Annotated in this window: 15 protein-coding genes and 5 tRNA genes; 11 read left to right on the forward strand and 9 right to left on the reverse strand. The window is 73.2% G+C overall.

The window, feature by feature from the left end; translation table 11 throughout:
* Positions 1–95 precede the first annotated feature (95 nt).
* Complete coding sequence (locus ACQP1S_RS08795) at positions 96–2,591, forward strand: non-reducing end alpha-L-arabinofuranosidase family hydrolase (protein WP_432905035.1); 2,496 nt, start codon at positions 96–98, stop codon at positions 2,589–2,591.
* 66 nt (positions 2,592–2,657) lie between these two features.
* Here ACQP1S_RS08795 and ACQP1S_RS08800 read toward each other — a convergent pair whose 3' ends face one another.
* From ACQP1S_RS08800 to bioB, 3 genes are read right to left on the reverse strand one after another with little or no spacing between them, the layout of a single operon-like run.
* Positions 2,658–3,164: a GNAT family N-acetyltransferase gene (locus ACQP1S_RS08800; RefSeq protein WP_363666610.1), complete on the reverse strand. Its 507-nt coding sequence runs from the start codon at positions 3,162–3,164 to the stop codon at positions 2,658–2,660.
* 3 nt (positions 3,165–3,167) lie between these two features.
* On the reverse strand, positions 3,168–3,413 hold the full coding sequence (locus ACQP1S_RS08805; protein WP_091249883.1) for a hypothetical protein: 246 nt from the start codon (positions 3,411–3,413) through the stop codon (positions 3,168–3,170).
* Between the two features lie 7 nt (positions 3,414–3,420).
* On the reverse strand, positions 3,421–4,416 hold the full coding sequence (gene bioB, locus ACQP1S_RS08810; RefSeq protein ID WP_091249816.1) for a biotin synthase BioB: 996 nt from the start codon (positions 4,414–4,416) through the stop codon (positions 3,421–3,423).
* A gap of 328 nt (positions 4,417–4,744) precedes the next feature.
* Here bioB and ACQP1S_RS08815 point away from each other — a divergent pair, with 328 nt between their 5' ends.
* Positions 4,745–5,905, forward strand: coding sequence for an 8-amino-7-oxononanoate synthase (locus ACQP1S_RS08815; RefSeq protein ID WP_432905039.1), 1,161 nt, complete (start codon positions 4,745–4,747; stop codon positions 5,903–5,905).
* A gap of 76 nt (positions 5,906–5,981) precedes the next feature.
* A complete protein-coding gene (gene bioD, locus ACQP1S_RS08820) occupies positions 5,982–6,686 on the forward strand; it encodes a dethiobiotin synthase (protein WP_091249886.1) in 705 nt (234 codons plus the stop codon).
* An 82-nt stretch (positions 6,687–6,768) separates the two neighbouring features.
* On the opposite strand, the gene ACQP1S_RS08825 is transcribed toward bioD, so the two are convergent.
* From ACQP1S_RS08825 to ACQP1S_RS08835, 3 genes are all read right to left on the reverse strand, one after another.
* Complete coding sequence (locus ACQP1S_RS08825) at positions 6,769–8,274, reverse strand: SulP family inorganic anion transporter (protein ID WP_432905042.1); 1,506 nt, start codon at positions 8,272–8,274, stop codon at positions 6,769–6,771.
* A gap of 762 nt (positions 8,275–9,036) precedes the next feature.
* Positions 9,037–10,242 (reverse strand): cytochrome P450, encoded by a 1,206-nt coding sequence (locus ACQP1S_RS08830; RefSeq protein WP_432905044.1) that lies wholly within the window; start codon positions 10,240–10,242, stop codon positions 9,037–9,039.
* Between the two features lie 9 nt (positions 10,243–10,251).
* Positions 10,252–10,920: a class I SAM-dependent methyltransferase gene (locus ACQP1S_RS08835; protein WP_091249831.1), complete on the reverse strand. Its 669-nt coding sequence runs from the start codon at positions 10,918–10,920 to the stop codon at positions 10,252–10,254.
* 196 nt (positions 10,921–11,116) lie between these two features.
* Between ACQP1S_RS08835 and ACQP1S_RS08840 the strand changes: the two genes are divergently transcribed.
* Positions 11,117–11,989, forward strand: coding sequence for a hypothetical protein (locus ACQP1S_RS08840; RefSeq protein WP_432905047.1), 873 nt, complete (start codon positions 11,117–11,119; stop codon positions 11,987–11,989).
* Positions 11,990–12,038: 49 nt separating this feature from the next.
* Here the strand turns inward: ACQP1S_RS08840 and ACQP1S_RS08845 are convergent, their stop codons facing one another.
* Together ACQP1S_RS08845 and ACQP1S_RS08850 are read right to left on the reverse strand one after the other, a co-directional pair.
* Positions 12,039–14,969 carry a M36 family metallopeptidase gene (locus ACQP1S_RS08845; protein WP_432905049.1) on the reverse strand — a complete coding sequence of 977 codons (2,931 nt, stop codon included), beginning with the start codon at positions 14,967–14,969 and terminating at the stop codon, positions 12,039–12,041.
* 117 nt (positions 14,970–15,086) lie between these two features.
* A complete protein-coding gene (locus tag ACQP1S_RS08850) occupies positions 15,087–15,686 on the reverse strand; it encodes a TetR/AcrR family transcriptional regulator (protein WP_432905052.1) in 600 nt (199 codons plus the stop codon).
* Positions 15,687–15,983: 297 nt separating this feature from the next.
* Between ACQP1S_RS08850 and ACQP1S_RS08855 the strand changes: the two genes are divergently transcribed.
* The 6 genes from ACQP1S_RS08855 (at position 15,984) to ACQP1S_RS08880 (ending at position 17,935) form a co-directional block, all read left to right on the forward strand.
* Positions 15,984–16,056 (forward strand) — tRNA-Gly (locus ACQP1S_RS08855).
* 34 nt (positions 16,057–16,090) lie between these two features.
* Positions 16,091–16,161: transfer RNA gene (locus tag ACQP1S_RS08860), tRNA-Cys, on the forward strand.
* A gap of 13 nt (positions 16,162–16,174) precedes the next feature.
* Positions 16,175–16,246, forward strand: a tRNA-Val gene (locus ACQP1S_RS08865).
* Between the two features lie 165 nt (positions 16,247–16,411).
* On the forward strand, positions 16,412–17,677 hold the full coding sequence (locus tag ACQP1S_RS08870) for a tetratricopeptide repeat protein (RefSeq protein ID WP_432905055.1): 1,266 nt from the start codon (positions 16,412–16,414) through the stop codon (positions 17,675–17,677).
* Positions 17,678–17,778: 101 nt separating this feature from the next.
* Positions 17,779–17,851 (forward strand) — tRNA-Gly (locus tag ACQP1S_RS08875).
* Positions 17,852–17,860: 9 nt separating this feature from the next.
* Positions 17,861–17,935 (forward strand) — tRNA-Val (locus ACQP1S_RS08880).
* Between the two features lie 60 nt (positions 17,936–17,995).
* Here the strand turns inward: ACQP1S_RS08880 and ACQP1S_RS08885 are convergent.
* The gene (locus ACQP1S_RS08885) at positions 17,996–18,598 is read right to left on the reverse strand and encodes a hypothetical protein (RefSeq protein WP_432907902.1); all 603 of its coding nucleotides are present in this window, start codon (positions 18,596–18,598) and stop codon (positions 17,996–17,998) included.
* 573 nt (positions 18,599–19,171) lie between these two features.
* Here ACQP1S_RS08885 and ACQP1S_RS08890 point away from each other — a divergent pair.
* Positions 19,172–20,176: an NAD-dependent epimerase/dehydratase family protein gene (locus tag ACQP1S_RS08890; protein WP_432905058.1), complete on the forward strand. Its 1,005-nt coding sequence runs from the start codon at positions 19,172–19,174 to the stop codon at positions 20,174–20,176.
* The last annotated feature ends 115 nt before the right edge of the window (positions 20,177–20,291 follow it).

The following is a 20,291-nucleotide window of genomic DNA, read 5'->3' on the forward strand; positions in this document are numbered from 1 at the left end:
GCAGGATGGAAACATCGACGGCACTAGATTTAACAACCGAGACGTCCGGCCGTCCCGCCCCGACGGCCTGGGTGTTGGCCAGCAAGGAGGCCACGATGGCAATGAGCCCATCCGTTTCTCGCGGCGGGAGTCGGCGACGGCGATCGCCCGCCGTCCGAGCGCTGCTCGCCGGCGCGGTCAGCGTCGTGACGGTGGCAGCCGTCGCAGTGATGATGCCGTCGGCGAACGCCGCCGCGACCACGCTGGGCGCGGCCGCCGCGCAGTCGGGCCGGTACTTCGGCACGGCGATCGCGGCCGGCCGGCTCGGTGACTCGACGTACAGCACGATCGCCGGCCGCGAGTTCAACATGATCACGGCTGAGAACGAGATGAAGCCGGACGCGACCGAGCCGAACCAGAACCAGTTCGTCTTCACCTCCGGCGACCAGATCTACAACTGGGCGACCCAGCGGGGCCTGAAGGTCAGGGGCCACACCCTGGCCTGGCACGGCCAGCAGCCCCCCTGGATGCAGCGCATGAGCGGCAGCGCGCTGCGCAGCGCGATGATCAACCACATCAACGGGGTGATGGGCCACTACAAGGGCAAGCTCGCCGCCTGGGACGTGGTGAACGAGGCGTTCGAGGAGAACGGCAGCCGTCGTCAGTCCAACCTCCAGGGCACCGGCAACGACTGGATCGAGGTGGCGTTCCGGACCGCGCGGGCCGCCGACCCGTCGGTGAAGCTCTGCTACAACGACTACAACATCGAGAACTGGTCGTACGGCAAGACGCAGGGCGTCTACCGCATGATCCAGGACTTCAAGTCCCGGGGCGTGCCGATCGACTGCGTCGGCCTGCAGACCCACTTCACCGGCGGCAGCTCGCTGCCGAGCAACTTCCAGACCACGCTGTCCAGCTTCGCCGCCCTCGGCGTGGACGTGGCGCTGACCGAGGTCGACGTCACGAACTCCTCGACCACCCAGTACGCCGGGCTGACCCAGGCGTGCCTGAACGTGCCGCGCTGCATCGGCATCACGGTGTGGGGCGTACGCGACAGTGACTCGTGGCGCTCGAACGAGAGCCCGCTGCTGTTCGACGGCGGCGGCAACAAGAAGGCCGCGTACAACTCGGTCCTCAACGCGCTCAACGCGGCCCCCCCGACCTCCGGGCCGACCACGGGACCGCCCACGAGCCCGCCGACGAGCCCGCCCACGAGCCCGCCCACGAGCCCACCGCCCTCCGGTGGCGCCGGACGGATCGCCGGCGTGCAGTCGGGCCGGTGCATCGACGTGCCGAACTCCACCCAGACCAACGGCACCCGGGTGCAGCTCTACGACTGCAACAGCCAGTCGAACCAGCAGTGGACCTACACCGCCAGCAAGCAGTTGCGGGTCTACGGCACCAAGTGCCTGGACGCGAACGGCGCGGCCACCGCGAACGGCACCGGAATCATCATCTGGGACTGCAACAGCGGGGCGAACCAGCAGTGGAACGTCAACGCCAACGGCAGCATCAGCGGCGTGCAGTCCGGCCGCTGCCTGGACGTCTGGGGCACCGGCAACGGTCAGCAGGTCCAGCTGTACGACTGCCACGGGCAGACCAACCAGCAGTGGCGCACCGACTTCGGTGGTAGCACGCCGCCCACCACCACGCCGCCGCCGACCACGCCGCCGCCGACCACCACGCCCCCGCCGGGTGGTGGCTGCGCGCTCCCGTCGAGCTACCGGTGGTCCTCGACCGGCGCGCTGACGAACCCGAAGAACGGCTGGCTCTCGCTCAAGGACTTCACCAACGTCGTCTACAACGGCAAGCACCTGGTCTACGGGTCGTACGTCAACAGCAGCGGCCAGTACAGCTCGATGAACTTCAGCACGTTCACCAACTGGTCCGACATGGCCTCGGCCGGCCAGAACGGCATGAGCGAGGGCACCGTGGCGCCCACGCTGCTGTACTTCGCCCCGAAGAACATCTGGGTGCTGGCGTACCAGTGGGGGCCGACCTCGTTCAGCTACAAGACGTCGAGCGACCCGACCAACGCCAACGGCTGGTCCTCGGCGCAGACGCTGTCCACCGCCACCCTCCCGGACGCCCCGTACGGCGTGATCGACCAGACCCTCATCGGCGACGACCAGAACATGTACCTGTTCTTCGCCGGGGACAACGGCAAGATCTACCGGTCGAGCATGCCGCTCGGGAACTTCCCGGGCAGCTTCGGCTCGAGCTACACGACGATCATGACCGACTCGTCCAACAACCTGTTCGAGGGCGTCGAGGTCTACAAGGTGCAGGGCCAGAACCAGTACCTCATGATCGTCGAGGCGATCGGGAGCCAGGGGCAACGCTACTTCCGGTCGTTCACGTCCACCAGCCTGGGCGGCTCGTGGACCCCGCAGGCCGCCAGCGAGAGCAACCCCTTCGCCGGCAAGGCCAACAGCGGCGCGACGTGGACCAACGACATCAGCCACGGTGACCTGGTCCGCACCAACCCCGACCAGACCAAGACCGTCGACGCCTGCAACCTGCAGCTGCTCTACCAGGGCAAGGACCCCAACGCGAAGGACGACTACAACCGGCTGCCGTGGCGGCCGGGTGTCCTGACCCTCCAGCGCTGACGCATATCCGTTCCCGGGCAACCAGGGCGTGTCCGGCACCGTGGGTGCCGGGCACGCCCGCCCGGTTCAGTCGGCCAACTCCTCCGCGAGCAGGTCCATCAGCAGCGCGTCGTGCCAGCGTCCGTCCGCGCCCCGCTCGTAGCGGCGCATGATGCCCACCGGACGGAACCCCACCTTCGCGTACGCCCGGATCGCCGCCGTGTTCGCCGCCGCCGGGTCGATGGTGAACCGGTGGTGGCCGTACTCGTCGACCAGGTGCCGGACCAGGGTGCGGATCGCGTCCCCGCCCAGCCCGGTGCCGCGTACCGCCGGGTCGAGGAAGACGTCCAGACTGGCGTGGCGGTAGTCCGGTTCGGTCTCGGCGTACCACTGGATCGCCCCGACCAGCCGGTCGGAGTGCTCGATCGCGTAGACCGTCAGCGCGTCGTCGGCCAGGTCGGCCCGCACCGATTCGGCCAGGTCGTCGCCGCCGCGCCACCAGCGGCGCACCTCCGGGGTGGCCCGGATCGCGGTCAGGGCGGGCACGTCCGCCTCCGTCACCGGCCGCAGCAGGACCGCCCGCCCCCGCAGCACGCCTCAGCCCCGCCGCTCGCCGTGCGCGACGCAGACCGCCGACCAGCCGACCGGCAGCACCTGCACCTTCATCCGCCGTCGGCAGTGCGCGCAGTAGCGGGGCGGCTCCAGCACCCGGGCCGTCGCGCAACCCGGGTGCGGGCCCGCCGTGGCGTCCGCACCACAGCGGTCGCACCAGGTCGCGGCCGGCGTCAGCACGGCGAGTTCCGCCGTGCGGCCGTCGGTGGTCGGGTCACCCGCGTCGGTCATCATCGCCTCACAGGGTGGCGGAGAGCGCCTTGACGGGCATCTTCAGATCGTCGAGCAGCTTCAGGTCGTCGGTCGCCGGCCGACCCAGCGTGGTCAGGTAGTTGCCGACGATCACCGCGTTGATGCCGCCGAGCAGGCCGTCCCGGGTGCCCAGGTCGCCGAGGGTGATCTCCCGGCCGCCCGCGTACCGCAGGATGGTGCGCGGCATGGCCAGCCGGAACGCGGCGATGGCCCGCAGCGCGTCCTTGCCCTCCACCACCGGCCGGTCACCGAGGGGAGTGCCCGGACGCGGGTTGAGGAAGTTCAGCGGGACCTCGTGCGGGTCGAGCTGGGCCAACTGTGCGGCGAACTCGGCGCGCTGCTGCACCGTCTCACCGAGGCCGAGGATGCCGCCGCAGCAGACCTCCATGCCGGATTCGCGGACCATCCGCAGCGTCTCCCAGCGCTCCTCCCAGGAGTGCGTGGTGACCACGTTCGGGAAGTAGGAGCGGCAGGTCTCCAGGTTGTGGTTGTAGCGGTGCACGCCCATCTCGACCAGGTCGTCGACCTGCTCCTGGCTGAGCATGCCCAGCGACGCGGCGACCTGGATGTCGACCGCCGCCCGGATCGCGGCGACCCCCTCGCGCATCTGCTTCATGAGTCGGTCGTCCGGGCCGCGCACGGCGGCCACGATGCAGAACTCGGTCGCCCCGGTCGCCGCCGTCTGCTTCGCCGCCTCGACCAGCGACGGGATGTCCAGCCAGACCGAGCGGACCGGGGAGGTGAACAGGCCGGACTGCGAGCAGAAGTGGCAGTCCTCCGGGCAGCCCCCGGTCTTGAGCGAGACGATCCCCTCGACCTCGACCTCCGGGCCGCACCAGCGCATCCGCACCTCGTGGGCGAGCTGGAGGGCGGCGGGGACGTGCTCGTCGGGCAGGGTCAGCACGGCGAGGACGCCGGCCTCGTCGAGGCCGACGCCGTTGCCCAGCACCTGGGTCCGGGCCTGGTCGAGGATCTCTGGCATGGCTCGTACCCTACAAGGCGGGCGCGGGCCGGGAAACGGCCGAGCTACCGGCCGCCGGCCGCCTCCGGCCTGGTGTCGGGGCGACCCGGGCCGCCCTTCGATCCCGCCTCGTCCACACCCGTCACGCGTCGGTGCGGCGGGCCCGCCGCCACGCCGGTGCCGGCCCGGCGGATGGTAATTTCGCCCGGCGGTGGCAGCGCCGCCACCCGTCCGGCGGATCGCGCCGGACGGGGTCGGTCGTCCGGCAGCAGGTGCCGGGCGGGACGGCGCCGGCCCGGTGGCACGGGCCGGGCGGAGCGGGTCGAGTGGCGGACGGAGGCGATGACCGGTGGCGGACTGGCTGGCGGCCCTGGACCGCCGCGCCGCACTGCGGGCGAAGGCGGGGCTCACCCGCACCCTGCGCCCCCGCGCCGCCGGTGACCTCATGATCGACCTGGCCGGCAACGACTACCTGGGCCTGGCCACCCACCCCGAGGTGGTCGCCGCCGCCGGCCGGGCCCTCGCCGGGTACGGGTTGGGTGCCACCGGCTCCCGGCTGGTGCGCGGGTCCACCGACGTCCACCACGCGCTGGAGGACGAGCTGGCCGACTGGCTCGGCGTCGAACGGGCGCTGGTCTTCTCCTCCGGCTACCTGGCCAACCTCGCCGCCGTCCGGGGCCTGGTCCAGCCACGTACCCTACTCGTCTCCGACGCCCACAACCACGCCTCGCTGATCGACGGTTGCCGGATCTCCGGCGCGGAGACCGTGGTCACCGCGCACGTCGACGTCGACGCCGTGGCCGCCGCGCTCGCCGCCGCGCCGGGCCGTCCGGCGGTGGTGGTCACCGAGTCCGTCTTCTCCGTCGACGGCGACCTCGCCCCGCTGGCCGCGCTGCACGCCGTGGCCCGCCGGCACGGCGCGTTGCTGCTGGTCGACGACGCGCACGCACTCGGCGTCACCGGCCCGGCCGGGGCCGGCGCGGTGGCCGCCGCCGGGCTCGCCGGTGCGCCGGACGTGGTGGTCACCGCGACCCTGTCCAAGGCGCTCGGGGGCGCCGGTGGGCTGGTCGCCGGTCCGGCCGAGTTCGTCCGCCACCTGGTGGAGACCGGGCGCACCTTCATCTTCGACACCGCGCCACCCCCTGCGGTCGCCGCCGGGGTACGCGCCGCCGTGGCGCTGGCCCGGACCGCCGACGACCTGCGTGCCGAGCTGGTCGACCGGGCCCGGCACGCGGTACGCCGCCTCGGCGCGGCCGGGCTGACCGTGTCCGCCCCCGACGGCGCGGTGGTCTCGGTGACCGCCCCCGGCCCGGAGGCCGCCACCGCCTGGGCGGCCGACTGCCGTGACCGGGGTGTCGCCGTCGGCTGCTTCCGTCCGCCGTCCACCCCGGACCACCGTTCCCGGCTGCGACTGACCCTCTCGACCGGGGTGACAAGAGCGGACTTCGAACACGCCCTGGAGGCCATAGTGGAGTGCGCCCCGCAGCCGCGAGCTGAGGTCCTGCCGTGAGCGCGAGGAGTGAGCCGGGTTTGCGAGCCCCGCAGTCGCGAGCTGAGGTCCTGCCGTGAGCGGGTGGAAGGGTGCGGTGCTGGTCACCGGGACCGACACCGAGGTCGGCAAGACGGTGGTGACGGCGGCGATCACCGCTGCCGCGCAGGCCGCCGGCCTACGGGTCGCGGTGGTCAAGCCGGGCCAGACGGGTACGGCCACCGGCGAGCCCGGCGACATCGACTCGGTGACCCGGCTGGCCGCCCCGCTCACCGGTCGCACCCTGTCCAGCTACCCGGACCCGCTCGCCCCGCTGGCGGCGGCCCGGGTCGCCGGGTTGGAGCCGCTGGAGCTGTACACCGCCGTCGACGCGATCCGCGCGGAGGTCGACAAGCACGACCTGGTGCTCGTCGAGGGAGCCGGCGGGCTGCTGGTGCCGATGGGGCTGCGCCCGTCCGGCGAGGCGTGGACGGTCGCCGACCTGGCGGTGTCGCTGGGCGCTCCGGCGGTGGTGGTGGCCCGGGCCGGGCTCGGCACCCTCAACCACACCGCGCTCACCCTGGAGGCGTTGGAGCGGCGGGCCGTACCCGCCGGGGTGGTGATCGGTGCCTGGCCGGCGGAGCCGCAGCTGGTGCACTGGGCGAACCTGACCGAGCTGGTGCCGAACATGCTGGGTGCGCTGCCGACCGGTGCCGGGTCGATGGACCCGGGGGTGTTCCGCCGGTCCGCCCCGGGCTGGCTCACCCCCGACCTGTACGGGGTGCTCGACGACTGGCGTACCTGGGCCGAGGACGCCGGCTGAACCCGGACCGACACCGGTCGGGCACCTGACCGGCGGTGCCGGTGGGCGGCAGCCCACCGGCCGTTCGTCGGGCCGGTCGGTCTCACTCGGCGGTCCGTACCGGGCCGAGCCGCTCGGCCGGCGCCGAGCGCGGGGCGACGACCTGCACGTGGCCGCCGACGGAGCGGTGGTGCGTTTCGATCCAGGTGTCCAGGGCCATCCGGCAGGCGTGGTCGACATGCCGCAGGTCGCGCAGGTCCAGCCGGACACTGCGGTCGGTGGGCAGCGCGTGCAGCGCGCTGAGGATGGTGGGCAGCCGCAGGAAGGTGGCGTTGCCGACGAGGGCGACGTCGACCGGCCCGGCGTCGCCGTCGCCCACGATGACCCGGAGGTGAGACGTCTCCCAGGCGGTCTTCACCACCGCCAGGCCGAGACCGACCAGCACGCCGGTGAACATGTCGGTGGTCAGGATCGCGGCGGCGGTCACCATCAGCACCACCGCCTCGCCCCGGTGCTCCCGCCACAGCGCGGGCATCGTCCGTAGCGGCAGCAGCTTGACGCCGGCGTGCACGAGGACGGCGGCCAACGCGGGCAGCGGGATCAAGGCGACCAGGCCGGGTGCGGCGGCGACGAAGACCAGCAGCCACAGCCCGTGCAGCACCCGGGACGCCTTGCTGCGCGCACCGGCCTGCACGTTGGCCGAGCTGCGCACGATGACGGCGGTCATCGGCAGCGCGCCGAGCAGGCCGCAGATCGTGTTGCCGGTGCCCTGGGCGACGAGTTCCCGGTCGAAGTCGGTGCGGGGCCCCTGGTGCAGCCGGTCGACCGCCGCCGCGCTGAACAGGCTCTCCGCCGAGGCGACCAGGGTGAACGTGGCGATGGTGGTGAGCACCCCGAGGTCGACCAGCAGGCTCGGGTGCCCGATCGACGGTTGGATCGCCGCGAGCAGCCCCGCCACGTCGATGGTGTCGACCGGCAGTCCCAGCGCGGCGGTCGCGCCGGCCGCCGCGGCGACGGCGACCAACGCGCCGGGCACCGTGCGCTGCCGGCCGGGCAGGGCGTTCCAGAGCATCATCAGCGCGAGTGTGGCCACCCCCACGGCGAGCGACAACCGGGCCGCACCGGATTCGGTGAGGTCACCGACCAGCGCCGGCAGCCCGGCGAATGCGGCGAGCCCGATGGGCGGCGTGGTGGCGCCGGCCAGCACGTGCACCTGGCCGGCGATGAGCAGCAGGCCGATACCGGCGAGCATGCCGTGCACCACGGCCACCGAGATGGCCCGGAACCACCGGCCGAGTCGCAGGAGTCCCAACCCGATCTGGAGCAGCCCGGCGACCAGCACGATGGTGCCGAGTCCGGCCAGGCCGTAGCGGTCCACGGCCTCGGCGACCAGCACGGTCAGGCCGGCCGCCGGGCCGCTGACCTGCATGCTGCTGCCGGGCATCAGGCCCACGAGCAGCCCGCCGACCACGCCGGTGACCAGGCCGAGTTCGACGGGTACGCCGGAGGCGACGGCGATGCCGACACAGAGCGGCAAGGCGACGAGGAAGACGACGAGGGAGGCGGGCAGGTCGGCGCGCAGGGTGCGCCAGTTCACAGTGGAGAGCACGATTCACATCCAGGAGGCTGCGCAGCGGTCAACGGGTCGTCACCCTCCGTCGTGGCGCACCGGGCGGCGGCACGCAGGCAGGGGGGCGGCGGTCTGTTGCGGGCTGGGGACGACGGGGGCGTCGCCGGCCGGCCGGAGGGTCGCGGAACGGTGACAGGCGGGGTGGCGCCGATCGCCGCTGCTCAGCAGCGCAGCACGCTGGATCGGAGCGGCGTGGCTCCGGGTTCGGGTTCGTCGGTCGTCGGCCGACCGGCCGCTGCCCGCTGTCGCCGGCTGAGCGTCCCCCGCACACTCCGGCATTCCGGCCCTGTCGGGTCGCGTCGTTCCGTCGATGGCTGTCCGCGTCCCGCCCGTCCGATCGCCGGACCGACCTCCCCCCCGGCCCGGTCCGCCCCGGCGTGGTCCGGTAGGGCAGGGCCGACCATCAGACGTTTATGTACGTCAATGTCTGATGTTACCGGAAGCTCGCGATTAATACGAGCGTATGACTGGTGCGGGAGGCGGTGCGATGATGCGCCGAAAGGCGTGGCCGTTCGTGCCGGTGAGGTGGAGGCGACCGTGGGACCCCACCCGGCGGAGGCGGTTGCGGGAACGGACGGTTGCGGGTCGGGACGCAGGGTGACCGCCACGGGCAGCAGCAGGACGATGCTGAGCAGTGGGACGAGGATGGTCGGCCTGCGCTGCACCCTCACCCCCGGGCAGATAGGCGTGCTCACGAGACGCGCGTCGACAAGGGGTTCAACCCGCCGCCGCGACGGTGGGTTACGCCCCTACGCCCGCCGGTGTGTCCGCCACCGTGTCCCGGCTGGTCCGGCGGACCACGAACGCGTCGGGCATCCGGAAGGTGAGGTTGTCCGGGCACCACGGCGGCCGGACCACCGTCACCGCGTCGAGCAGCGGTGCCGCCTCGGCGACCACCACCGCCGCCTCCAGCCGGGCCAGTTGCGCGCCCACGCAGCGGTGCGCCCCCGCCCCGAAGGCCAGATGCCGGCGGGAACCGCGCTGCCCGGGGCGGAATCCGGCCAGCTCGGCCACCACCTCCGGGTCGCGGCCGGCGCGGGCCAGCCACAGCAGCATCGAGCTGCCCGCCGGCACCGGCGTCCCGCCCAGCGTGGTGTCCGTCGCGGCCACCCGTCGCCAGGTGACGATCGGCGGTTCCAGCCGCAGGCCCTCCTCCACCACGTCGGCGACGGCGACGGTGCCGGCCCGCAACCCGGCACGCACCTCGGGTTCGCCGGTGAGCCGGTGCAGCAGCAGGGTCAGGAACTGACTGGTGGTCTCCTGCCCGGCGACCAGCAGGAAGAACAACGCCCCGACCACCACGTCGGGGGAGTGCCCGGCGTCACGCAGCCGGGCGGCCAGCCCGCCACCGGCACCGGCGAACTCCCGCAGTACGGCGTGGAACCGGCCCACCTCGACGGCGAGGGTCTGCTGCCGGTCGGCGTCCAACGGCGCCCAGAACAGCTCCAGCGCCGCCCGCGCGAAGTTCTTCACCGCGCCCACCGGGGCGTCCGGCAGCTCGACCAGCCGGGCCAGCGCCAGCAGCGGCAGGTCGGCGGCGAGCCGGGCGTGCAGATCGACCGGTCGCCCGGCGGCCAGCTCGGCGGCGATCCCGGCCACCCGGGTCCGCACCAGCGCGGTCAGCCACGGCCGCTGGGCGGCCACCCGGTCCGGGTGCAGCGCCTCGGCGACGATCGCCCGGATCTCCGGGTGGCTGGGGCCGGCGTTGTTGGCAAGCGTCGGCGGCAACCGGAACCGGTGCCCGGTGAGCACCCGCAGCGCGGCCACCGGGATGGGGGTCACCGCGTCCAGGGCGTTGTCGGGTCGCCAGGTCACCGGGTCGGCGAGCACCCGCCGGACCAGCGCGTGCCGGGTCACCACCAGGTGGGTGCCGCCGACCCCGTCGACGACCGTGGCCACATCCGGCCAGGGCCCGTCGACGGCCGCCTCCCACCCCCGGAACAGCATCCGGTCACGCTAGCGGGCGGCCCCGGGCGGGGCGGGGTCCAGCTCCCACACCGTGGTGTGCTTCACCCGTACGCTCTCCAGCGCCTCCGGCACCGGCACGTCGTAGGCGGCCAGCTCGCGGAAGCGTTCCCGGGGCAGGAACGCCCGCCCCGGGTCGCCGACCAGCACCCGGGCACCCGACCGGGCGGCCCGCAGCAGGAAGCGCAGCACCCGACGGGCCATCGCCTCGCTGTAGAAGACGTCCCCGGCGAGCAGCACTTCGGCGTCCCCGGCGTCGCCGTCGAGGACGTCGGCCAGTTCGGCGTCGACGCGTACCCCGTTGGCCTCGGCGTTGAGGGCGACGGCGGCGACGGCCCGTTCGTCGATCTCCACCGCCCGCACGGTCGCCGCGCCGGCCCTGGCGGCGGCGATGGCGACCAGGCCGGAGCCCGACGCGAGGTCGAGCACCCGGCGGCCGGCGACCGCCTCCGGATGGTCGGTGACGTAGCGGGCCAGCGCCTGCCCACCGGCCCAGGCGAAGGCCCAGAACGGTGGCGGCTGGGCGCTGCGGAACTCGCCCTCGGTCAGCTCCCACAGGCCGATCGGCTCGTCGGCCTGGTGCAACCGCACCTCGGGTACGAAGGCGACCGGGGTGAGCCGGGCGTGCAGCCGGACGAAGGCGGCGGAGAGTTCGGGCACCCGCCCAGGATGTCAGTCGCACGAACCCCGGCGTGGTCGACCCTCGCCGGACCGACGAAGCGGCCTAGCCCACACCGTCACCCGGCGTGTCGGCGGTGCCGGGTGACCGGTTCACCACTGTCGGTGTTAACCGGCCCCGCACTTGCCGCTCGGCGCGAACACGCCCGTCTACCGGCTTTCCCATCCTCCTCATAGCGTGGCGAGTGGACAAGACCGACGGGAGGACGAGGCGGTGGTGATGGTGTGGCGGAACGCGCTACGGGTCGGGGCGGTGCTGGCCTGCCTCACGGGGACAGGGCTCGCCGGGCCGGCGCCGGCATCGGCGGCGGACCGCTTCGCCACCCAGCTGAGCGGCCTGCCGGCCGAGTTCACCGCCGGTGACCAGGTACGAACGGTCTCGGCGGTGGTGTCCCGCAAGGGCAACGGCGGGTGTGTGAAGGTCCGCTGGTCGATGGTGCTCTCGGTGCAGGGGCTGCGGCTGGACCAGGTCAAGATGGACCGGGTCGAGGAGACCGGCTCGTTCCCGCTGGACATCCGGGCCGAGGGGGCGGTGGCCCGGCTGACCGACCGGCAACTCGACCCGGGCACGCTCTGCCCGGACCGGACGGTCACCGCCACCTACCGGGTGGCCTTCGCCGAGGACGTCACCCGGGGCCGGATCACCATGGCCGCCGAGGCGTACGACCCCAACCTGCGGCTGCTCGCCCGGCAGAGTGCCACCCGGCAGGTCGTCGGCACGGCACCGCCGCCCACCACGGCGGCGCCCGCGCCGACCAGCGCGTCGCCGGAGCCGACCGAGGAGGTGCTGGAGCCGACGGGGGAGGAGACCGAACCGACCGAGGAGGCGCTCGCCGAGGTGCCGCCACCGGCCGCGGCGAACCGTTCGGCCGACCAGAGCGGCGGCTTCGGTCTGGTGCAGGCGGCCTTCCTGCTCGGCGGGCTGCTGCTCTTCCTCGGCGTCGGCCTGCTGATGCGGCTGCGGCAGCTGACCCGGACCGCGTCCGACGGTGTGGAGGGCGATGCCCGCCCGGTTCGTCGACCGGTCCGTTGGACCACCGTCCGACGGTGATCGGGGGCCGCCGGGGCCGGGTGGCGCCACCACCCGGCCCCGGCGGGTTTCACTTTCCGAACACCTGGAACTCGGCGATCCGCACCTGGTCGCGCGCCGGGCTGGCGGTCGCGCAGTCGGTCCGGGTGGCCGGGTCGTCGTCCTGCTCACCGGCGTACGCCGGGCCGCCGGTGCACTGGCTGGCCAGCACCTCCAACCGGACGTGGGTGGCGACGGTGGTCGGCACCCGGAACGACCGCAGGATGAGGTCCCGGGAGTAGGCCCGGAACTTCCCACCGGGGAACGCGTCGTCGGCGCTGGTGTGGATCCGGGTCCAGCGGGTCGGATCGGCGCAGTCGGTGGTGGTCGCGTCGCAGGCCGACACCGCGAACGACCGCAGCGCGCTCAGCGCGTTCTGCGCACCGGGGTCGGCGTCGCCGGTGATCGCCGGGCGGAGCATCGCGCTGACGTTGACCCGCTGCACCACCTGCGGCGCGTCGCCGGGCAGCCGCACGGTCACCTGCCTGCCGGCCACCCCGGTCAGCGACGCCCAGTTGGTGGCCTCGGTGTCGTCGCCGATCCGGTCGGCGTTCACCCCGTCCCCGGTGATCGTCGCGCCCGCCGCGACGGACGCCAGGTTGCGGCTCAGCCGCAGGTCGACGTACCCCTGCTGGCCGGCCTTCGCGACCACCTCCAGTCGCTGGTGGCCGAAGCCCGGCGCGACCGCCAGCACCTGGTACGTCCCGGCGACCGCCTCGAAGGTGGCCGGCAGCGCGGTGGCCGGGTCGGTGTCGGCGACCGGGGTGGCCCGCGCCTCGTAGTCGCCGACGTAGAGCCGGATCGGCGCGTCCGTGCTGTCGCCCCGGGGACGCAGGGTCAGCGTGGCGTTGCCGCCGGAGGGGCTGGCGAAGCTCGGCGTCGGGTCGGTGTCGGCCGCGCCGACGGTGGCGGCGTCCCGGCCCATCCCGGAGCGGGCGAACTCGGCCCAGATCAGCTCCTGGTTGGCCCCGCCGAAGCGCAGCCGGTCGGCGGTGAGCAGGTTGTCCCGCATGTCGAGCATGCTGACCTGGCTGGCCGCCTGGAGCAGGAACGAGTCGAAGACCAGCTGCACCCAGCGCCGGTTACCCGGGCAGTTCTCGGCGGCCACCCGGCCCTGCGCGCAGTCGAGCTGCCGCTGCGGCGTGCCCAGGCCGTACTTCTTGACCAGGGCGGCGCGGATGCGGAAGTTGGTCGCGCCCCAGATCTCCCCGTCGGCGTGCACCGCCGGACCGCCGGTGTTGTAGCCGACGTCGGAGTAGTTGAGCGGGCTGCGGCTCAGGTCGTAGTTGCGGATGCCGCTGACCAGGTTGCCGGTGACGTAGCCGCCGGTGACGAAGGGCGTCTCGCCGGGGGCGCGCAGGCCGTGCTCGTAGAGGTACTCGGCGGCGAGCAGGTCGCTCCACGACTCGCCCATCGCCCCGCCCTGGTGCCCGCCGATCCCGGTGTCCGGGCCGGCGATCATCCGGTTGGTGATCGCGTGGGTGTACTCGTGGCCGATCACCGTCATGTCGTAGTCGCCGTCCACGCACGGCGGGTACGGCCCACCGGCCTGCGGCTGCCACAGGTACATGTTGGTGGTCGGCGGCAGCCCGTCGCGCGGGGTGGACTGGTTGGCGTTGTTCCGGTTGCCGCTCAGCGCACCCTGCTGGGCCCGCCCCTGCTCGGCGTCGCCACCGAGGCCGGCCCCGCTGACGTTGACCGCCTGGAGGTTCCAGGTGGCCTCGGTGAAGCCGAGGTGCCAGGCCCAGTCGTGCATCCGGTGGTGCATGGCGAACAGGTTGGCGGTGGCGGCGTCGGCGTCGTTGCGCTGCGCGGAGGTGAACGCCGCCGGGTCGCAGCGGGACTGGTGCCACTGGTCGGTGAACGGGTACTCGTAACGCCGGTCCGGGCGGGCGGGGGCGTTGACCAGCGGGCTGCCGGCGCCCCAGGAGACCACCGTGTTGGCGGAGTTGCCCCGGGTGGTGTTGGTGGGTGCGCCGGTGGCCAGGTCGACGTCCCAGGGCTGCCCGCTCGCCGGGTCGCGGAAGGCGGCGACGCAGTCGGCGGCGGGGGTGGCGCACCAGCGGACCCGGGGGTCCTGCCCGGGGGCGAGGTCCTGCGGCGGGGTGGCCGGGTAGACCGCCCAGCTCGGGTTGTCGGAGTCGAAGTCGACCAGGTCCTCGCGGATCAGCACCTTCCCGCTGATCCCGTCGACGTAGGTGGTGAAGGCGGCCGGGTGGTCGCTGTCCCGGCCGATCAGGGTCACCTCGTACGCGGCCCGGTTGCCGTCGAGCGGGGTGGGCACGGCGACCGGGCGCACCCGGTGGCTGGCCACCCCGGTGGCATCCAGGCCGGCGTCGGCGAGGGCGGCGGCGTACGCCTGCGCGCCGGTGCGGGTGGCCGGGGCGGGGGCCGAGGCGTCCCGGGACAGCGAGGAGCTGACCGAGAGCACGGTGCCGTCGGCGACCGCCACGGTGACCAGGCCGTCGTGGCCGGCGGGCAGGTCACCGAAGCGCTGCCGCAGGGTGACCACCGCGCCGTCGCCGACCGGGCGGACCAGGAGCCGGTCCAGGGCGGCGACGGCGTCGGCGTCCAGCCCGAACAGGTCCCGCTGTGCGGTGAGGTAGCGCCGGGCGGCCGTCTCCGGGTCGGTGGGCAGACCGGTGGCGAGGGTGGCCGGGCCGAGGGCGTGCGGGGTGCCGAACCGGTTCCACCGCACCGGGACACCGCTGGCCCGGGCCAGGCTGCGCTGACGGGCGTCGGGTGCGGCCGTACCGGTGCGGTTGTCGACGTCGGCGGCCTGGTGACGGTCGTCGGCGAACGAGCCGGAGCGGCCCGGGGCCGGGGCCGCGGTGTCGCCCGGCGCGGCCGTGGCGGTGCCCCCGCCGGGCAGCAGGGCGGCGACCACGGCGGCGGTCGCCAGTACGGGAACGAGCCGGCGTCGGCGCCGGCTCGTTCGGGGTGTCCACTCCGGTATGGGCACGGAACCTCCTTGTGGGAGCGGGGACCGGCGCGACGCCGGCCCGGCGCAGGCGTGGTTACGCATGCGCATTCGTGAATACCAGGCGAACCGGACGGGGGCAATGGCGCGGGCGCCGGATCAGACGAGTCGGGTCGGGTCGAGGCCCAGTTCCCGGGCGGCGACCAGCCGGATCCACTCGCCGAACTGTCGCCGCGAGATGACCCGCTCGTGCACGGCGAGCTGGACGGCGAGCCCGTCCATCACCGCGTTGATCCGCCAGGCGGCGCCGGCCGGGTCGGCGCACTCGAAGGTGCCGTCGGCCACCCCGGCCGAGATCACCGCCGCCAGGTCCTGCCGCCAGCGCAGGTCCAGCCGGCGGCAGACCTTCTCCAGTTCCGGGGCACGCAGCGACTCCGCCCACCCGTCGATCCACATCGACCAGGGCCGGCCGGTCGGGGTGTAGAGGCGCAGGATGCGTCGGAGCTTGGTCAGGGGCGGGGTGGCGGAGCGCAGCACGGCGTCCAGCCGGGACAGTTCCTGCTCGACGGCGTACGCGAACGCCTGGGCGAGCAGCCGCTCCTTGGTGGCGAAGTGGTAGAAGACCAGCGCCTGGCTTACTCCGGCGGCGGCGGCCACGTCGGCGGTGCGGGTGTTGGCGAGTCCACGCTCGACGATCACGTCGCAGGCTGTGCGCAGCAGGGAATCCAGGCGGACATCGGCGGCGGCACGTCTCGTCACGCCGCTACGGTAACCCATCGACACGACCACGGGGAGTTACCGAGCCGCCCGATCGGGCAGCTGGCAGTCGGAAGCCGGACAGCGTCCACCGGCGCGTCGGGTAGCTTTCCCGACCTGTTCAATGCAGGTGTGAGCCGACCGCACCGCAACCGTCGACGAACTCTCCTAGGAAGCTCTGGGCGTGGGGATGGCGGTCACCCGGCCGCCACTGGACGCGCCGACCGTGTACCCGATTTGGCATCGGTCCGACCGCTCGGCTAGAGTTTCCATCCGTCACCGGGTGTGTTCCGGGGGCAAGCGGACGTAGCGCAGCTGGTAGCGCATCACCTTGCCAAGGTGAGGGTCGCGGGTTCGAATCCCGTCGTCCGCTCGGAGCTGCCGCCACGTATGACGGGGGCAACCTCGGTGGGGTGGCCGAGAGGCGAGGCAACGGCCTGCAAAGCCGTGTACGCGGGTTCAAATCCCGTCCCCACCTCGGTAACAAGCACGGGCGATTGGCGCAGTGGGAGCGCGCTTCCTTGACACGGAAGAGGTCACTGGTTCAAACCCAGTATCGCCCACACGGTCAGTAGGGTCACCTTCCGGTATCGGGAGGTGACCCTATTGCTTTCCCCGCCGGTCGCCGCCACTGGCCGGGCGCATCGGTGCCCCCTCCGCAGCGGAGCCCGAACCCACCCGGGTGGGTTCTCCCGGCTTGTGGGAGACGATCGCTCTGCGTCGATTCGATGTCTATTCTGGCTCCGATTCTTCCAGGGGACGTCGCGACGCCGGGTGGGTGTGGTGTGGGGGAGACCGGCCGGGAGGCGCTGCTCGCCGACCGGCGGGTACTGGTGCTCCTGGACAACGCCCGTGACGCCGACCAGGTGCGTCCGCTGCTGCCCAGCTCTCCGGGGTGCCTGGTCCTGGTGACCAGCCGCAACCAGCTTCCGGGGCTGGTCACGGCCGAGGGGGCCCGACCTCTGCCGCTGGGTCTGCTCTCCCCGGCGGAGGGACGTGAACTGCTGTCCCGTCGGCTGGGCGCGGGCCGGGTCGCGGCGGAGCCGGAGGCGGTGGACCGGATCGTCGCCGCTGCGGCCGGGCTGCCCCTGGCGTTGGCCATCGTGGCCGCGCGGGCCGCCAGCTACCCGGATTTCCGGCTGGACCGGTTCGCTGCGGAGCTGACCGCGAGCCGGGGCGCCCTCGACGCGTTCAACGGTGTGAGGCCGGCATCGACGCCCGGGCGGTGCTGTCCTGGTCGTACCGGGGGCTGGACCCGGCAGCCGCCGACCTGTTCCGGGCGTTCGGGACGCACCCCGGGCCCGACGTGTCCGTGCCGGCAGCCGCCAGCCTCGCCGCCCTGTCGCCGGCCGAGGTGCGCCGGCCGCTCTGCGGCGGGCGGTGCTGTGCCGGCTGCTCGACCACTACCTGCACACCGCCTACACCGCTGCTCTGCTGCTGCACAAGCACCGCGACGACATCGACCTGCCGGCGGCGCACCCCGGGACGGCGGTGGTCGCGCCGGCCGACCGGGACGAGGCCTGGGCGTGGCTGGCCGCCGAGCACCGGGCGTTACTCGCCGCGATCGGGCTGGCCGTCGAACACGGGTTGCCCACCCACGCCGCCTGGCAGGTGGCGTGGAGCGTCAACACCTACCTCGACCGGGTGGGCGCCTGGGCTGGCCAGTCCCGTGCCCAGGAGTTGGCGTTGCGGGCCGCCACGACGGTGGGGGACCGGGACGGGCAGGCCCGCGCCCACCGCACCGGGCCATCGCCTGCCTGCGCCTCGGCGCGTACGACGAGGCCCACGAGCACCTGGAACGGTCCCGGCAGCTCTACGCCGAACTCGGCGACTACCCCCGTGCGCTGGACTACTGCGGTCAGGCCCTGGTGCGGCAGCAGCAGACCGGGAACCGCTACTGGGAGGCGCACGCGTGGGACAGCCTCGGCTTCGCCCACCACCACCTCGGCCGGCACCGCGACGCCCTCGACTGCTATCGCCAGGCGCGTCGATGAGCAGGGCGATCGCCGGGCCGGGCGGACCGGTGGGGTCGGCCCGGCGGGCGATCTTGGAATGAGGTAGAGTTCACCCCGTCACCGGGGAGACCGGGTGGCACGCGGACGTAGCGCAGCTGGTAGCGCATCACCTTGCCAAGGTGAGGGTCGCGGGTTCGAATCCCGTCGTCCGCTCTCGACCACGGGCGATTGGCGCAGTGGGAGCGCGCTTCCTTGACACGGAAGAGGTCACTGGTTCAAACCCAGTATCGCCCACCAGAGAATCGCGAAGGCCCCGGCTCAACAGAGCCGGGGCCTTCGCGTGGGCGGTGCGTCGGGTCAGCTGTTCCAGTGCGCGGTGACCAGGTCGGCGGCCTGCTGCTCCCACTGGGCGTAGTGGTCGGGGTACGCCGAGACCTGGACGGTCTGGGCGGCCTTGGTCAGGGGCATGTCCTGCCAGCCGTCGACCTGCTTGAGGCCCTTGAGGAACGCGGTGGTGGCGTACTCGGGGTCGGTGATCTGCTCCACGGTGCCCCAACCGGACGACGGGCGCTGCTGGAACAGGCCCTGCGAGTCGTGGTCGTTACGGTCGCCCAGGTGGCCGAGGTTCTCCAGCTTGGACTCCTGCAACGCGGTGGCGATGGAGATGACGGCGGCGCGCTCGTCCAGGCCCGACTTCTTGGTCGCGGCGATGATCGCCTTGACGTTGCCGGTCTGCTCGTCGTTCAGGTCGATGCGGGACTGGTCGCCCTGCACGCCGTGCGGGATCAGCTTGCCCTTGTCCACGGCCGGCTTGTCGGCCTGGACGGTGGCGGCGACGGGACGGGCGTCGAGGGTGGTGGTGTCGGGGGCGCCGTGGTTCAGCGGGCCGGCGGCCAGACCACCGGCGACGGCCAGACCGGCGATACCGAGAACGCTCTTACGCAGAATGGTGGTGTTCATGATGGTGGTGTTCATGGGGAAGCTCCTTCGGGGGTAGACGCCCCGACCAGCCCGTAGGCCGGACGCGCCCGTGGGGACGGGCTGCGGAAGGGGGCGTGGGCACCACGTCGGGGGCGCTCATACGGGGGAAGTGCTTGCGGGGGTTCCGGTGGGGCTTGCCGCGTGGGGCGGTGGCCGCTCGTGTCAGGGTCAGGTGTAACGACCGGGGTCCCGGGACCATTCCCGCAAGCATGCGGGCTGGCCGGGTGCTGCTGCGGTCGTACGGGAGATGTAACGACCGTGGGTGCCCGGTCATTCCGCCGGAGGCCAAGGCGTCGTGCGGCCGGGGGTGGCCCTGCTCCCGGCAACCCGGTCGGGTGGTTCATCTCGCGCAGAGACCTTCATGCCTGCGCGTCACAAACATGCCCCAGCGGCATGAGCGTTCCTGAGGAAACCACCCATCCTGGCCCGATCCCCACCACGTGCGCTGGGAACCCAGTGGGGTCGGGGTGGTGCGGGGGTTCTGCCGACGGCAGATCCGCTGCCGGTGAACAGGGTGCCGCGTCGGTGCCCTCAGGCGGCAGATTGGGACGCATGAGACTGCTGATGCTGGGTGGCACCGGGTTCGTCGGATCCGCCATCGTGGCCGAGGGGGTACGCCGGGGCTGGACGGTGACGATGGTCAACCGGGGGCTACACGGGGACACCCCGCCGGGCGTACACCGGTTGCGGGGTGACCGGACCGTGCCGGGCGGGTTGGCTGCACTGGCCGGCGGCGGGTGGGACGTGGTGGTCGACACCTGGGACGGCGCACCCCACGCGGTACGCGACGCCGCCACGCTGCTGCGCTCCGCCGGGCACTACGCCTACGTCTCCAGCGGCTCCGTCTACGCCCCGCCCGTGCTCCCCGGGGTCGGCGAGGAATCGCCGGTGGTGGTGGCGTCGGCCGACGACATCCGCGACGACGACTACGCCCGCTGCAAGGCGGGCGGCGAACTGGCCGCGACCGAGGTGTTCGGGGAACGCGCACTGCTGGTGCGGGCCGGGCTGATCCTCGGGCCGGGGGAGGACATCGGCCGGCTGCCGTGGTGGCTGCGCCGGGTGGCCCGGGGCGGTGACGTTCTCGCCCCGGGGCCGACCGACCTGCCCGTGCAGTACGTCGACGTCCGGGACCTGGCGGCCTTCACGCTCGACCGGGTCGCCGAGGGCGTCGGTGGTGCCTTCAACGTGATCAGCCGTCCGGGGCACACCACCATGGGCGGGCTGCTGGCCGAGGCGGTGGCGGCGACCGGCGGCGATGCCCGGCTGCGTTGGACCGACCCCGAGGTGATCCTCGCCGCCGGGATCGCACCGTGGAACGACCTGCCGATCTGGATTCCGCCGGGCCACGAGTACCGCTGGTTGCAGGAGCGTGGCGTCGAGAAGGCGTACGCGGCGGGACTGGCCTGCCGCCCGGTGGCCGAGACGGTCGGTGACACCTGGCGCTGGCTGGACCGGGTGGGCGCGGTCCCGCCCCGGGCGGGGCGGCCGGTGCGGTCGACCGTCGGCCTCGACCTGGCCCGGGAGGCCGCGCTGCTCGCCACCCACCATCCAGCCTGACCACGCATCCTCGGTCGCTTCGGGCGGGTGCTGCCCGCTTCGGAGGGCGGATGCCCAGTACATCGGGCGATCCAAATATAGCCATTAGTTCCTTTTGTTGTCTACGCAAGGTAAT

Source organism: Micromonospora matsumotoense, assembly GCF_050951065.1.
GTDB lineage: Bacteria > Actinomycetota > Actinomycetes > Mycobacteriales > Micromonosporaceae > Micromonospora > Micromonospora matsumotoensis.

Bases quoted from the DNA above. Each gene is read 5' to 3' on its own strand.
- ACQP1S_RS08805 (WP_091249883.1), bottom strand. From the start codon at position 3,413: ATGACCGACGCGGGTGACCCGACCACCGACGGCCGCACGGCGGAACTC.
- ACQP1S_RS08890 (WP_432905058.1), top strand. From the start codon at position 19,172: ATGAGACTGCTGATGCTGGGTGGCACCGGGTTCGTCGGATCCGCCATC.
- ACQP1S_RS08885 (WP_432907902.1), bottom strand. From the start codon at position 18,598: ATGAACACCACCATTCTGCGTAAGAGCGTTCTCGGTATCGCCGGTCTG.
- bioB (WP_091249816.1), bottom strand. From the start codon at position 4,416: ATGCCAGAGATCCTCGACCAGGCCCGGACCCAGGTGCTGGGCAACGGC.
- ACQP1S_RS08830 (WP_432905044.1), bottom strand. From the start codon at position 10,242: ATGCTGTTCCGGGGGTGGGAGGCGGCCGTCGACGGGCCCTGGCCGGAT.
- ACQP1S_RS08870 (WP_432905055.1), top strand. From the start codon at position 16,412: ATGTCTATTCTGGCTCCGATTCTTCCAGGGGACGTCGCGACGCCGGGT.
- ACQP1S_RS08795 (WP_432905035.1), top strand. From the start codon at position 96: ATGGCAATGAGCCCATCCGTTTCTCGCGGCGGGAGTCGGCGACGGCGA.